Origin of the sequence: Massilia sp. Root133 (assembly GCF_001426525.1) — a bacterium.
GTDB classification, from domain to species: Bacteria; Pseudomonadota; Gammaproteobacteria; order Burkholderiales; family Burkholderiaceae_D; genus Telluria; species Telluria orientalis.
Window position 1 is genome coordinate 291,114 of the sequence record NZ_LMEW01000023.1, and the last position, 13,457, is coordinate 304,570.

General features: G+C 66.6%; 9 protein-coding genes. 3 read left to right on the forward strand and 6 right to left on the reverse strand.

Features of this window, described 5'->3' with window-relative positions; all coding sequences use genetic code 11:
* Positions 1–45: 45 nt before the first annotated feature.
* The 3 genes from ASD28_RS17205 to ASD28_RS17215 form a co-directional block, all read right to left on the reverse strand.
* Positions 46–1,848, reverse strand: a complete 1,803-nt coding sequence (locus ASD28_RS17205) for an ABC transporter ATP-binding protein (RefSeq protein WP_056130498.1) — start codon at positions 1,846–1,848, stop codon at positions 46–48.
* Positions 1,838–3,589: an ABC transporter ATP-binding protein gene (locus tag ASD28_RS17210; RefSeq protein WP_056130501.1), complete on the reverse strand. Its 1,752-nt coding sequence runs from the start codon at positions 3,587–3,589 to the stop codon at positions 1,838–1,840. Before ASD28_RS17210 ends, ASD28_RS17205 begins: the two co-directional genes overlap by 11 nt.
* Before the next feature lie 101 nt (positions 3,590–3,690).
* Positions 3,691–4,545, reverse strand: coding sequence for a phasin family protein (locus ASD28_RS17215; protein WP_056130504.1), 855 nt, complete (start codon positions 4,543–4,545; stop codon positions 3,691–3,693).
* Between the two features lie 210 nt (positions 4,546–4,755).
* On the opposite strand from ASD28_RS17215, the gene ASD28_RS17220 reads away from it, so the two are divergent.
* From ASD28_RS17220 to ASD28_RS17230, 3 genes are all read left to right on the forward strand, one after another.
* The gene (locus ASD28_RS17220; RefSeq protein WP_056130506.1) at positions 4,756–6,045 is read left to right on the forward strand and encodes an amidohydrolase family protein; all 1,290 of its coding nucleotides are present in this window, start codon (positions 4,756–4,758) and stop codon (positions 6,043–6,045) included.
* Positions 6,046–6,223: 178 nt separating this feature from the next.
* The gene (locus tag ASD28_RS17225) at positions 6,224–6,706 is read left to right on the forward strand and encodes a GNAT family N-acetyltransferase (protein ID WP_202114401.1); all 483 of its coding nucleotides are present in this window, start codon (positions 6,224–6,226) and stop codon (positions 6,704–6,706) included.
* The gene (locus tag ASD28_RS17230; protein WP_056130513.1) at positions 6,706–7,218 is read left to right on the forward strand and encodes a GNAT family N-acetyltransferase; all 513 of its coding nucleotides are present in this window, start codon (positions 6,706–6,708) and stop codon (positions 7,216–7,218) included. Before ASD28_RS17225 ends, ASD28_RS17230 begins: the two co-directional genes overlap by 1 nt.
* Positions 7,219–7,224: 6 nt before the next feature.
* Here ASD28_RS17230 and ASD28_RS17235 read toward each other — a convergent pair whose 3' ends face one another.
* Genes ASD28_RS17235 through ASD28_RS17245 form a run of 3 tightly spaced genes read right to left on the reverse strand, consistent with a single transcriptional unit; the run spans position 7,225 to position 13,087 of the window.
* A complete protein-coding gene (locus ASD28_RS17235) occupies positions 7,225–8,298 on the reverse strand; it encodes an alpha/beta hydrolase (RefSeq protein WP_229412400.1) in 1,074 nt (357 codons plus the stop codon).
* Entirely contained in the window at positions 8,298–11,225 is a 2,928-nt protein-coding gene (locus ASD28_RS17240) for a hypothetical protein (protein WP_056130518.1), read from the reverse strand. Before ASD28_RS17240 ends, ASD28_RS17235 begins: the two co-directional genes overlap by 1 nt.
* A gap of 8 nt (positions 11,226–11,233) precedes the next feature.
* A complete protein-coding gene (locus tag ASD28_RS17245) occupies positions 11,234–13,087 on the reverse strand; it encodes a glycoside hydrolase family 13 protein (RefSeq protein WP_056130521.1) in 1,854 nt (617 codons plus the stop codon).
* Between the last annotated feature and the right edge of the window lie 370 nt (positions 13,088–13,457).

The following is a 13,457-nucleotide window of genomic DNA, read 5'->3' on the forward strand; positions in this document are numbered from 1 at the left end:
AAAGTTTCTACGGCGTCAACGATATCGGGGAAGCAAAGGGCGCGGTCAAACGCTCAGTTGTTGCAGCAAATACAGCCGCTGGTACAGGCCGCCTTCAATGCGCATCAGGTCGTCGTGGCTGCCCGATTCGCTGATACGGCCGTGGTTCAGCACGACGATGCGGTCGGCGTCGCGGATCGTCGACAGCCGGTGCGCGATGGCGATGATCGTGACCTGGCCGCGCAACTCGTCCAGCGCCTGCTGCACGATCTGCTCCGTCTGGCTGTCGATGCGCGACGTGGCCTCGTCCAACAGCAGGATGCGCGGCCGGCCGGCGAGGGCGCGCGCGATCGCGATCAGCTGCTTCTGGCCGGACGACAGGCGCGAGCCGCCTTCGCCCAGCGGCGTGTCGTAGCCCTGCTCCAGCCGCGCGATGAACTCGTGCGCATGCGCGGCGCGCGCGGCCGCCTCGATGGCTGCCTGAGAAAGGCCGCGGCCCATGTCGATGTTCTCGCGTGCCGACGCCGCCAGCAGGAACGGATCCTGCGGCACGAGGCCGACCTCCGCGCGGAAGCGCTCGTTGCCGATCGTCGCCAGCGGTTCGCCGAACAGGGTGATGGTGCCTTGCTCGACATTGTAGTAGCGCAGCAGCAGCGACAGCAGCGTCGACTTGCCGCTGCCCGTGTGGCCGACGATGCCGAAGAACGCGCCCTGCGGGATGTCCAGCGACAGGTCGTGCAGCACGGTCTGGCCTGCCGCGTAGCCGAAGGAGAGGTCGCGCACGCGCACGGCGGGGACGTCGGCCGCCACGGGCTTGCGTGCGGAGGTGACGCGGCCGGCCTGGTGCTCCGCGGCGCCCGCTTCGTCGAGCAGCGCGGCCACGCGCGCCGTGGCGACGACGGCCTGCTGCAGGCCCGAGAACTGCATCGTGATCTGGATGAGCGGTTCCACGACGCGCGCGATGTAGCTGATGAACGCGTACAGCACGCCCACTTCGACGGCATTCATGCTGCGCTGGCCGAAGCTGTAGATGACGACGGCCAGCAGGACCACGTTGAGGAAATCGAGCGCGGGCCGCAGCAGGAAGGCGTTGGCGCGCAGCTCGGCCACGCGGGCCGTGTAGTGCTGGTCGTTGGTGTGGGCGAAGCGCTGGCCGAAGCGGTGCTGCGCATTGTTCGCCTGCAGCACGCTCATGCCGCCGATGGATTCCGCCATCTGGCCGTTGATGTCGCTGCGCAGCGCCCGCGCGCGCGTGACCGCCGGCGCGGACAGCCGCTGGTACAGCCACACGATGCCCAGGACGGCCGGCACGAGCGCCAGCACGATCACCATCAGGCGCCAGTCCAGCCACGCCATCGCGATGGACGTGCCGACGAGGACGATGCTGGAATCGAGGATCACGAACAGCACCTGGATGTACAGGGTTTTCACCGCCTCGGTGTCGTTGGTGACGCGGCTCACGAGCTGGCCCGTGATGGCGCGGTCGAAGAACGCCATCGGCAGGCGCAGCACGTGGCCGTACACCCATTCGCGCAGGCGCTGCACGGCGCGCATCGCCATGCCGGACAGGCGCACGAGCTGCAGGAAGCGTAGCCACGACGCGGCCATGCCCGTGACGACGACGCCGGCCAGCAGCCACCCCATGCGCGTCCAGTCGAGGTGGTGCGGCAGCAGGTGGTCGTCGATCAGCTTCTTGCCCAGCAGGGGACCGACCACTTCCAGGCCGGCCGCGAGGATCAGCCACAGCGTGGCCCAGCCGAGGTGGGCGCGGTCCGGATGGGCGGCGCGGCGCAGCAGGCTCGCCGCCTGGCGCGCCTGCGCCGCAGTCACACTCTTGATCGCGCTCTTTTTGACGTCTTCAGATGGCATCGAGGCTGGCCTCCAGTTGCTGGTAGCGCCACTGGCTGGCATACCAGCCGTCCAGGGCGAGCAGTTCGTCGTGCGTGCCGCGCTCCACGATACGGCCTTCGCGCAGCACGACGATCAGGTCCGCGTTCACGACGGCCGACAGGCGGTGGCTCGCGATGATGGCCGACAGTTCCGGGCGTTCGCGGCGCACGTCGTTCAAATGGTCGAGGATGTTCGTTTCCGTGCCCGTGTCGACGGCGGACAGCGCGTCGTCGAGCAGCAGCAGGGCGCTGTCGGCCAGCAGCGCGCGCGCGATCGCCACGCGCTGGCGCTGCCCGCCCGACAGCGTGATGCCCTTTTCGCCGACGGGCGTGTCGTAGCCGTCCGGGAAGCGGAGGATGTCGTCGTGGATCGCGGCCATCTTCGCCGCCTGCTCGATCTCCGCGCGCGCTGCGCCCGGGCGGCCGAGGGCGATGTTTTCCGCGATCGACGCGGAGAACAGGAACGATTCCTGCGGCACCCAGCTGATGTGCGCGCGGAGGGTCTGGAGCTTGTAGTCTTCCAGCGCATGACCGCCCCACGTGACCAGGCCGTGCTGCGGCGTGGCCTGGCGCAGCAGCACGCGCAGCAAGGTGGATTTGCCCGCGCCCGTGGCGCCCACGAGGCCCAGCGTCTTGCCCGGTTCCAGGCGCAGCGAGACGTCGTCCAGCGCGGGGCGCGCGTCGTCGCTGTAATGGAAGCGGACGTGGTCCAGCACGAGCGGCCCGCGCGCGAGCGTCTCCAGCGTCCCGCGGTCGTCGACGGTCAGCGGCGCATCGAGCAGCGGCTGCAGGCGCGCGAGGGCGGCGCGTCCGCGTTCGATCAGCGACAGCACCCAGCCCGCGGCGAACATCGGCCAGATCAGCTGGCCGAGGTACATGGTAAAACTGGTGAGACTGCCGATCGTGATCTGGCCCTGCCACACGAGATAGCCGCCGAGGCCCAGCGTGAGGCCGGTGGCGGCGGTGAGCGTGAGGCCGACGGCCGGTTCGTACGCCGCTTCCCATTTTTGCGCCGCGAGGCTCGCGTCGGCGGCGCGCGCGGCCAGTTGCGCGAACTGGTCGGCGCTGCGCTGTTCCAGGCCGAGGGCGCGCAGGGTGCGCACGCCGGACAGCGTCTCCTGCACGTGGTCGTTCAGCGCGGAGAAGCGCTTCAGCGAATCCGTGGACGCCGTGTGGATGTGGCTCGAGATGCGCCAGAACGCCAGCGCCATCAACGGGAACGGCAGCAGGGCGATCGTCGTCAGGCGCCAGTCCACGCCGAGGAACATGATGCCCAGCACCATGACGAGCGTGAGCGTGCCGTCGAAGCCGGCCAGCATCGCTTCGCCGGCCGCCTGCTCGATGGCGTCGATGTCGTTGGTGCCGAGCGCCATCAGGTCGCCCGTGCGCTGGCGCTGGAAGAAGGCGGGGCCTTGCGCGGACAGGCGGTCGTACAACTTCGTGCGCAGTTCCACGCCGAGCCGGTACGACGCGGAATACAGGCGCAGGCGCCATGCCACGCGCAGGCCGTAGATCGCGAGGCCGAGGCCGAGCAGTTGCGCGATCTGGATGAGCAGGTCATGGCCGCCGAGGCGGTGCGCGGCGAGGCCGTCGATCATCGCGCCGACCTTGCGCGGCACGAGCACGGTGCACAGCGCCACGCCGAACAGCATCACCGCCGACGATGCGTACGAACGCCAGTGCCGGCGCACGAAGCCGCCGATCAGCTTTGCCAAACCCATTGAAGATCCTGTTCTTGTTGTTGGTGAGTGAAAAAGAAAAAGCGGGCCAAGGCCCGCTAATTTACTAGTTTTACAGCACCTTTGCAGATGCCGTGCCGCCGTTACTTCTTGCGCTGCGAGCGCGAGGTCTTGCCGCCGTGGGTCACGACGCGCAGCGGCGGCGTGCTCTCGGTCGGCGTGACGATCGGCAGTTCCACGTGCGGACCGGCTTCCAGCGGCACGGTCGATGCGACCGGATGCTCGGCGGCGGCCGGTTTCGGTGCGACCTTGTTCAGCGCTTTCGCGAGCGGCTTGGCCCTGGCGGGCGGCACCTCGTCGGCGATGGCCGTTTCGACCGGATCGGCGGCCGGCGCTTCCGGTTGCGCGGACACCGCCTCGGTCACGGTGGTCGTGAGCGGTTCGGCTGCCTGCGGCTCGGTCTGCGGCTCGGCCTGCGGCGGCGCCGCTTCTTCGGCGCGGCTGATGGCTTGGGCGCCCGCGTCCAGCGCCGCTTCGGCCATGGCGCAGCCGGTATCGACGGCGGCGCTAACGATCTCGCTGTTCACTGTGGCCGCGTCGGCCGTCGCGATGGCTGCCTGCTCCATGAACTGGGGCACGGACGTCGGGATGTTCGCGGTCGCGGCGGGTACCAACTGAAGCGGCTGCTGCGTGCTCCAGCCGCGCTCGTGCGTGCCGGCGGCAATGCCCAGCAGCTCGCGGCCGTAGGAAAAGAATTGCTGCCACTGGCCCTGGGCCGTGGTGCCGATGGCCAGGAAATCGCGCGGGTTGGTAATTTCGAGCAATTGCTTGAAGGTTCCCGTAGCTTGTTCGACCGACGCGCGGGAGGTCTTCATGTTGAGCGCAATCAGCTGTTCGGCGCTGTCGAGTGCGCGCTGGCTCAATGCCCGGAACACGTCGAGCTGTGCTTCCCATTGGGACTTGCGGACGGCGGACAACTGTTCGGAGAATGAAGTCATCTGGGTTCCTTGTCTTTCAGGTTGTAACCATTCGGTTTATGACGCACTGCAATAAGTCTAGTGTAAAGGGGTTCATGCGGGATGAAAAGGGAATTCTATGTTGTTTTTACAAGGAAATCTTGCGGTGCAGCATTGAGGTTTGATATATATCATTGACAAGATGACCAGCATGGTAATCTGATGAGGTCCCAACCATCAGGAGCCCCGCGCATGGATCTCGTTCTCCGCAACGCCACCCTGGCCGATGGCCGCACGGTCGACATCGCCATCGCGGGCGGCACCATCTCTGCCGTCGAGCCCGCCTTGCCGCAACGTGGCGCGCGCGAGATCGACGTCGGCGGCGACCTCGTGACGCCGCCGTTTGTCGACGCCCATTTCCACATGGACGCGACGCTCAGCTATGGCCTGCCGCGCGTGAACGAATCGGGCACTTTGCTTGAAGGCATTGCGCTGTGGGGCGAACTGAAGCCGCAACTGGCGCAGGAGGCGCTCGTCGAACGGGCATTGCAGTATTGCGACTGGGCCGTGGCGCGCGGCCTGCTGGCGATCCGCAGCCACGTCGACGTGTGCGACGACCGCCTGCTGGCCGTGGAAGCGCTGCTCGACGTCAAACGCCGCGTGGCACCTTACATCGATTTGCAACTCGTCGCGTTCCCGCAGGACGGCCTGCTGCGCAGCAAGACCGCATTCGACAATCTCAAGCGCGCCATCCGGATGGGCGTGGACGTCGTCGGCGGCATCCCGCATTTCGAACGGACAATGGCCGACGGCGCCGAGTCCGTGCGCATGCTGTGCGAATTCGCCGCGGAGCAGGGGCTGATGGTCGACATGCATTGTGACGAAAGCGATGATCCCCTGTCGCGCCATATCGAGACCCTTGCCGCAGAGACGCTGCGCCTGGGCTTGCAGGGCAGGGTCGCCGGTTCGCACCTCACGTCGATGCATTCGATGGACAACTATTATGTGAGCAAGCTGCTGCCGCTGATGGCGGAATCCGGCGTCGCCGCCATCGCGAATCCCCTCATCAACATCACCCTGCAGGGCCGCCACGACACGTACCCGAAGCGCCGGGGCATGACGCGGGTGCCGGAATTGCTGGCGGCCGGCGTGCCGGTGGCGTTCGGCCACGATTGCGTGATGGACCCATGGTACGGCCTCGGGTCCGGCGACATGCTGGAAGTCGCGCACATGGGGCTGCACGTCGCGCAGATGACGGGCCAGGCCGCGATGCGACTGTGCTTCCGGGCCGTCACGGAGACCCCCGCGCGCATCCTCGGCCTGCAGGGCTATGGCATCGCGCCGGGCTGCCGCGCGGACCTCGTCTGGCTCGATGCGGGCGACCCCGTCGAGGCCATCCGCCTGCGCGCCGCGCGCCGGCTCGTGCTGCGTGCCGGCGAGGTGATCAGCGAGGCGCCGGCGGCGCGCGCGAGCCTGCGCCTGCCGGGTCGTCCCGCGTCGATTGATTTCCGATTGGAACGATTAAAGCGGGCGGGGCAGTAACGGGCGGCACCAATTCTTTCCTACCTTTATTTAGCGGAAATTTTCTACGTCCCCTTACCGGATCGGCATCCGTGCAGCCGAATCCCAAGGTAGAATCTTGCGCTTTCGATACGTCCCAGCAGGTCACGCAGTGAAAGATATCCAGATTCGTCCAGCTACTGAAACTGATTTCAATGCTATGTGGACCATTTTCCAGGCGCACGCGGCCGAGGGCGAAACCTATGCCCAGGACGCGGGCACGAGTCGCGAAGACACCTACGATTACTGGTTCGCACCCGAGGCGTCGACCTATGTCGCGGTGCGCGGCGAGGAGCGGATCCTCGGGATGTACAAGCTGCAGCCGAACCACGTGGGACGCGGGGCGCACGTCGCCAATGCGTCGTACATGGTCAGTCCGAACGCGCAGGGCGTCGGCGTGGGTCATTTGCTCGGCGAGCACAGCATCGGCGAGGCGCGGCGCAAGGGCTACCTGGCGATGCAGTTCAACTTCGTCGTCAGCACGAACAATCCCGCGATCCACTTGTGGAAGCGGCTCGGCTTTTCCATCGTCGGCACCTTGCCGAAAGCGTACCGCCATCGCCGGCTCGGCTATGTCGATGCGTACGTGATGTACAAGCTGCTCGAAGACCCCGCGCGCTGGCCGCTGCCGGAAGAAGACTGATGCCGCTGGATATCCTCGCGACCCCGCGCCTGCGCCTGCGCACCGCCGACCGCGACGACGCCGACTTCTATCTCGCGCTCGTCAACGATCGCGGCTTCCTGGAGCATATCGGCGACCGCGGCATCCGCACGCGCGAGGACGCGGTCCAGGCCCTGCTCGACGGCCCGATCGCGATGCAGGACGTGCGCGGCCATTCGCTGTACGTCGTCGAACTGAAGGACAGCGGCACGCCCATCGGCATGTGCGGCCTGATCAAGCGCGAGACGCTGGACGGCGTCGACATCGGCTATGCCTACCTGGCGCGTTACTGCGGCCGCGGCTATGCGTACGAGGCCGGCATGGCCGTGCTGGCGCTCGCGCCCGCGCTGGGCCTCAAGCGCGTGCTGGCCATCACGTCGCCCAACAACCTCGCGTCCAACGGCCTGCTGCGCAAGATGGGCATGCGGTACGAACGGTTCGTCCACCTCGTGCCGGGCGACGCCGGCAGCAATTTATACAGCATGGAATTCTGACGCCGGTCACTGCCGGGTCGAACCCCACGGGAAGAACCAGGTCAGCGGCTTGTCCACGCGCGCGGCCCACGACGCCTCGTTGTGGCGCCCGCCCTCGGCCTTGTAGAACATCAGGTCGTCCGTTTCGCGATAGCCCTTGGCCAGCATGGCGTCGCGCATCTTCGTCGTGTCGTCCAGGCCGTCGTCGCGCGTGCCGGCGTCGAGGTAGAACTTCACGGGCACGCGGTCCGGCACCTTCGCCAGCAGCGCCCCGTTGTTCCACCAGAACGAGCTGGAGACGCCGCCCGCCTTCGAGAAGATGCCCGGATGGCGCTGCGCGATCAGCACCGAGGCGATGCCGCCCAGCGACGAGCCCATGATCGCCGTCGTGTCCTTGCCGGGCAAGGTGCGGTACGTGCGGTCGACGTACGGCTTCACCGTCTCGACGATGAACGCGTCGTAGGCATTCAGCTTGCCCCCGCCGTATTTCGGATCGCAGCAGGGCGTGTATTCGGGGATGCGTTCTGGCGTGTTGTCGATGCCGACGACGATCACCTCGTCCATCACGCCCGTCGCCACGAGACGGTTGACCGTCTCGTCGATGCCCCATTCGACGCCGTACGATGCCGTCTTCGCATCGAACAGGTTCTGGCCGTCGTGCATGTACAGCACGGGGTAGCGCTTCGCCGCGTTCTCGCCGTAGCTGGGCGGGAGATAGATGCGCAGCGCGCGCTTGTTGTCCAGTTGCGGCGACGCGAAATCCTTCACGATCGTCACCTTGCCGAACGGCGGACCGAAGAACGGGTAGATGTCGACCGTGCTGCCCGCCGCCAGCTTGTACACGCCGCCGATCGACACCTTGTCCGCGCCCAGCGTGGGTTTCATCTGGATGTCGCCCAGCGTGTCCGGCCACGTGAACGTCCATACGTTCAGCGGGCCGCCTTCCGGCTTCGCGGGCACGCCCTGCGACCAGCCGGCGGCGCCCTTGTCGGCGCGGACCTGGATGGTGTCCTGGCCGGCCGCGTAGTGGATGCGCACGGTGGTGGCGTGGGCCTGCGCCAGCAGCATGGTCGCGGCGGCCGCGATTGCGATTCGTTTCATCATTTCGTTCCGTTGGTGCGCAGCAGCCGCACGCCGTAGACGTCGAAGCGGTTCGACGGGCCGTCGACGCCGCCGGCCGCGCTGAAGCTGCGGTTGCTGTCCAGATAACTCATGTTGTAGAAGTCGCTCATCTCGATCCGGTACGCGACGTTCGCCTTCAGGCGCGCCGCCAGCGGGGTCGAATACACGGTCGGCGTGTTCGCCTTCTCGATGCGCGCGTGCGGCAGTTGTACGACGCCTTGCGCGACGATGCGTCCCGACTCATCCTTGAGCGCCAGCCATTTTACGCCACCGCTGATGCCCAGGTTGATCTGGTTGGCGCCGTTGTGATAGCGGACCTGCACGGCGTAGTCGCCCGCCTGCGGAACGCGCACGGCGCGCACGTCGAGGCGGTCGGCCGGCCGGCCCCAGTTGGCGAGATGCGCTTCGGCGAAGCGCGCATTGCCCGGTGCGATGGCCACGCTGGCCTGCACACGCGGGTCAGTGGCGGCGATCGCCACGCTGGCGCCTGCGCAGCGCGGTACGCTGTGGTGGCTGCGGTTGCCGGACGACGTGTATTGCGCTTCGGCGGCGTAGCATGCTGCGGCGCTGTTCTCGCGGTCAGTCCATGTGCCGGCGTTGAGATTCGATGCGACCAGCTTGCCGTCGCGGTAGACGTTGTAGGTGATGCCCGTCTGCCGGTCGGCCGGCACGATCGTCACCGTCGTGGCCGCGCCTGCGCGCGCGACGCCATCGATACGCGGCTCGCGCGGACCGAACACGGTCGGCGTTTCCGCATACGGATCGGCGCTCACGCGGCGGATGGCCGTGGCGCCGTCGACCAGCTTGCCCAGCTGGACCTCGATGTCGCTGTGTGCATCCAGCGCGCTCCACGGGATGCTGCTGCCGGCCGGCTTGCCGTCGACGAGGATGCGCTCGACGGCGTAATAACCGCTGGTGCCGGCCGCCGGCACGGGCGGCAGCCGCAGCTTGACGTTGACGGCGCGGCCCTGCAAACGCAGGTTGTACAGCGCGATGCTGTCGCCGGCCGCGAACACGCCGCCGCGCAGCTTCGCCGTCACGAACGGCTTCACCTCGACGCCCTCACGTGTCGTGGAGACGCCGAACACGTCGCGGATCACCATGCCGAGATAGGCGCCGACGGACCACAGCTGGCGCTTCGAATTGATGACGGGGCCGATCAGGTTCGGATGCGCCTCGTCCAGCAGCAGCGGCTGGCCGGACAGCCACTCCAGGTTTTCCATGTTCGACATATTGAGTGCCGCACCCCGCATCAGCGTGTCGTATGCGGCATCGGCTACCGCGACGTTGCCGCCCGCGATCGCGGCGCGCAGGCCGTACGCTGTGACGAACGGCCACATCGCGCGGTTGTGGTAGACCGGCAGGTCCTGCTGCTGTGGCCAGATGACGGGCGCGCCCATCGGGCCGTGCGGATAGCTGGCGAGGATTTTCTGCGCGCGGGCGCCGTCCGCGACGCCCATGACGATCGCGAGCGATTGTCCCAGCCAGTCGAACTTGTGCAGCGGCGCGCCATCGAAGTGCGCGGCCGTGAGGCTGCTGTACATGCCGGCGTCGTCCAGCCACAGGTGCGTGTTGATCGCGCGCTTCAGGTCGCGCGCCCACCCCTCGTAGCGCGTGGCACGCGTTTTATCCCCCTGTTCACGGGCCAGTTGCGCGGCGAGCGTCAGCGCCTTGTAGTGGCCGACGTTGGTCGACAGCGCTTTGCTGCTGGCCATCGATGCCAGGTCGTCGGTGATCCATTTTGCGTACGTCTGGTCGCGCCAGTCGAGGAACGATTCCTCGCCCGTGTACAGGCCCGTCGTCTTGTCGAACGCGGCGATACGGTCGTTCTCGATCGTGTTCGCCAGTGCCTGCAGCGCTGTCGTCGCGAACGCCGCGCGCTCGCCGGCCGGCAGCGTCTTGAGGACTTCTTCGGCCGCGAAGGCCCACGTGATGCGGTCCGTGCTGACGGGCCAGCTGCCGCCGCTGCCCGTGTCCTGCACGATCTGCAGGCCGTCGGGCGAGCCCGCGACCTGCGGCGCCTTCGGCACACCGGCGCGCCAGCCGGACAGTTTGAATAGAAGCGAATTGCGCACGCGCTGCGGGTCGAGCATGGCGAGACCGAGATCGGCCGCATACGACAGGTCGCGCGTCCACACGTAATGCCACTTTTCGCCCGTCTCGAAGCAGTCGCACGGGATCGCGGCGCCGCCGTTGTAGTTCCCGTCGCGGATCTCCTTCACGGAATCCAGCTTCATCTCGTGGCCGGCCAGCGCGAACAGCGCGTCGAACGCGAGGTTGCCGCTGCGGACGACGGGCAGCGCCGCGTCCTCCTCGTACGTCGTCGCTTGCGGGCCCGGGTCGCGCAACTGCATCGTCGTCGAATGCGCATAGCTGCGCAGCGGCGCCTGCGGATCGCGCACGGAAAAGCGCGCCGATTCTTCCTTGCCGTCCCACGTGGGGAAGGTCAGCGTGGCCGTCGCGCCGGCGCCCACGTGCGGGTCCGTTGCCGCCGCGGGCGCGGGCGTCTCGACCTGCGTCACCGTCAGCACGGGGCGCTTCGGATCCGACACGTCGACGCGGAAGCGGAACGTAGTCGTCTTCTTCGTGAACAGATAGTCTTCCGGGCCCGCTTCGGTCGCGAGCGCATAGGCGTCGCCCAGCTTGACGCTGACGCTGGCGGCCGGATTCGCGACCCATTCCGCGGCCCAGTCCTTGCTGCCGATCTTGAAGGCGTGGTTGCCGGGGCTGACGAGGATGTCGGCCTGGTAGATGCCCTTGCCCTGCCAGGCGAGCACGTTGTCCGTGCCCCAGCCGTTGAAGGCGCCGCGCACGTAGATGTCGTAGCGCAGCGGCGGGGCTTCGGCCGCGATGGCGGCGACGGATTGGGCGAAGAGGGTGGCGGCGAGAACGGTGTGCTTGATCATGGCAGGATTCAGAGTTCGAGGATGACAACCGACTTCGCGGGCAGGCGGATTTCCTTGCCCAGGTCGAAACGCTGGCCGGTCAAGACGTCGGTCCCGGCCGCGACCCCGGACAGCATCTCATGGAAGCGCCCGGCGGGCAGCACGGCTTCCTTCCCGTTCGCATTGAACGCGACCATGATCTTTTTCTTGTCGCCCGGTTTCCCGTCATAGCGGAAGTAGACCCACGTATTGTTCTCCGGCCCGTACTGCATCAGCTTCCCGTCGTGCACGACGGCCGCGCCCTTGCGCCAGTTGACGAGCTTCTTCACGAACGCCTGCGCCTCGCGCTGGCGCGGCGTGAGGCCGGCGCCGGTGAAGGCGTCGACCTTGTCGCCGGCCCAGCCGCCGGGAAAGTCGCGGCGGTAGCTGCTGTCGTCGCGGCGGCCGACGGTGCTCGTCATCAGGATCTCGTCGCCCACGTAGAAATGCGGGATGCGCGGCATCGTCATGATGAACGCGAGGTCCATCTTCCAGCGCTCGACGTCTTCGCCGACGACGCTGTACAAACGCGCCATGTCGTGGTTCCCCTCGAACAGCACGAGATTCGATGCGTCCGGATAGAGATAGTCCAGCGACAGCATCTCGTACACGTCGTTGAAGGCGTTCTCGTTGTTCCTGTCCGCGAGGGCCGTGCGCATCGCCTCCGTCAGCGGGAAGTCCATCATGTCGGGCATCGAGGTCGGCGCGCGCTGCCAGTGCGCGACGACGGCGGGCAGCTTGCTCCATTCCTCGCCCACCATGTTCAGGCGCGGATACTCGGCCAGCACGCGCTGCGTGTATTGCGCGAGGAAGGCGCCGTCCGAATAGCCGAACGTGTCGATGCGCAGGCCGGACAGGCCCGCATACTCGATCCACCAGATGCTGTTCTGGATGAGATAGTTGGCGACGAACGGGTTGGTCTGGTTCATGTCGGGCATGCCGGGGCTGAACCAGCCCGTCGTGAAGTTGCTCGCGTCTTCCTTTGCCGCGTACGGATCCTGCACGGCCGTCCGGTGGTGCATCGTCGCGACGAAACGGCCGTCGTTGTGGTTGATCCAGTCCGGCGTCGGCAAGTCCTTCATCCACCAGTGATTGAGGCCGATGTGCGACAGCACGACGTCCTGGATCACGCCGATGCCATGCTTCTTCGCTTCGTTCGACAGGCGCACGTAATCCTCGTTGCTGCCGTAGCGCGGGTCGATCCGGTAGTGGTCCGTGGCCGCGTAGCCGTGGTAGGACGCGGCCGGCATGTCGTTCTCGACGAGGGGCGTGGGCCACAGTTGCGTGAAGCCCATGCCCGCGATGTAGTCGAGGTGGTCGATGATGCCCTGGATGTCGCCGCCGTGGCGGCCGTGGCCGAGCTTGCGATCGAGTTTATCCGCGAGTCCCGGCACGCTGTCGTTGCGCGTGTCGCCGTTGGCGAAGCGGTCCGGCATCAGCTGGTAGATCGCGTCGCCCTTGCCGAAGCCCTTGCGCTCCGCCGATCCGGATGCCCGCGCCAGCAGGGGGTAGATGTGGCGCGTCGGATGCGCGCCGCGGAAATCGATGGCGACGTCGCCCGGCTGCGCGTCCGGGGCGATGTCCAGGTCGATGAACAGGTAGTTGCGGTTGGCCACCCGCGTCACGGCCGCGATGCGCACGCCGGAGTAGGCGATGGCCGGTTCCAGGTCCGCGATGGCGGGGCCGTGCACCATCAATTGCAGGCGGCGGTCGTGCATGCCCGTCCACCAGAACGGCGGGTCCATGTGGTCGATGGGAGCCGGCGCGGGCGCCGCGTGGACGCCGGCGCTCGTGAAGAAGAGGCTGCCGAGCAGCAGGGCGGCGAGTCGGGGCGAAATGCGCATGATGGTCTCCGGAGCGTAGTCGAACTACAGCGATTTACCCGGTTTGTTGTCTAAGGGTAATGCGCTTATTACATTATTGCTCGGAGAATACTACAGACACTTGAGCGCAGCAACGCAACCTACCCGCCGAATCTCTAGTTTTGCTACACGGTTTTCTGCGCGACGGGCAAGTCTGAACGTGGGCAAATCCCAACATTCCGTAAAACTACTACGCAAGTTTGCGCCAAAATGGTGCAAAACACTTCTAAGTTGGTGTGCGGAAATCGATTTGTAGCGTGACTACAATGTCTGCATGGTTATTTTGTAGCTCGGATACAACGAGAAAAGTCGTTTTTTAGTCAATTTGGCGTAAAACTCCTACATTCCCGTA

Bases quoted from the DNA above. Each gene is read 5' to 3' on its own strand.
- ASD28_RS17220 (WP_056130506.1), top strand. From the start codon at position 4,756: ATGGATCTCGTTCTCCGCAACGCCACCCTGGCCGATGGCCGCACGGTC.
- ASD28_RS17240 (WP_056130518.1), bottom strand. From the start codon at position 11,225: ATGATCAAGCACACCGTTCTCGCCGCCACCCTCTTCGCCCAATCCGTC.
- ASD28_RS17235 (WP_229412400.1), bottom strand. From the start codon at position 8,298: ATGAAACGAATCGCAATCGCGGCCGCCGCGACCATGCTGCTGGCGCAG.
- ASD28_RS17225 (WP_202114401.1), top strand. From the start codon at position 6,224: ATGTGGACCATTTTCCAGGCGCACGCGGCCGAGGGCGAAACCTATGCC.
- ASD28_RS17210 (WP_056130501.1), bottom strand. From the start codon at position 3,589: ATGGGTTTGGCAAAGCTGATCGGCGGCTTCGTGCGCCGGCACTGGCGT.
- ASD28_RS17215 (WP_056130504.1), bottom strand. From the start codon at position 4,545: ATGACTTCATTCTCCGAACAGTTGTCCGCCGTCCGCAAGTCCCAATGG.
- ASD28_RS17245 (WP_056130521.1), bottom strand. From the start codon at position 13,087: ATGCGCATTTCGCCCCGACTCGCCGCCCTGCTGCTCGGCAGCCTCTTC.
- ASD28_RS17230 (WP_056130513.1), top strand. From the start codon at position 6,706: ATGCCGCTGGATATCCTCGCGACCCCGCGCCTGCGCCTGCGCACCGCC.
- ASD28_RS17205 (WP_056130498.1), bottom strand. From the start codon at position 1,848: ATGCCATCTGAAGACGTCAAAAAGAGCGCGATCAAGAGTGTGACTGCG.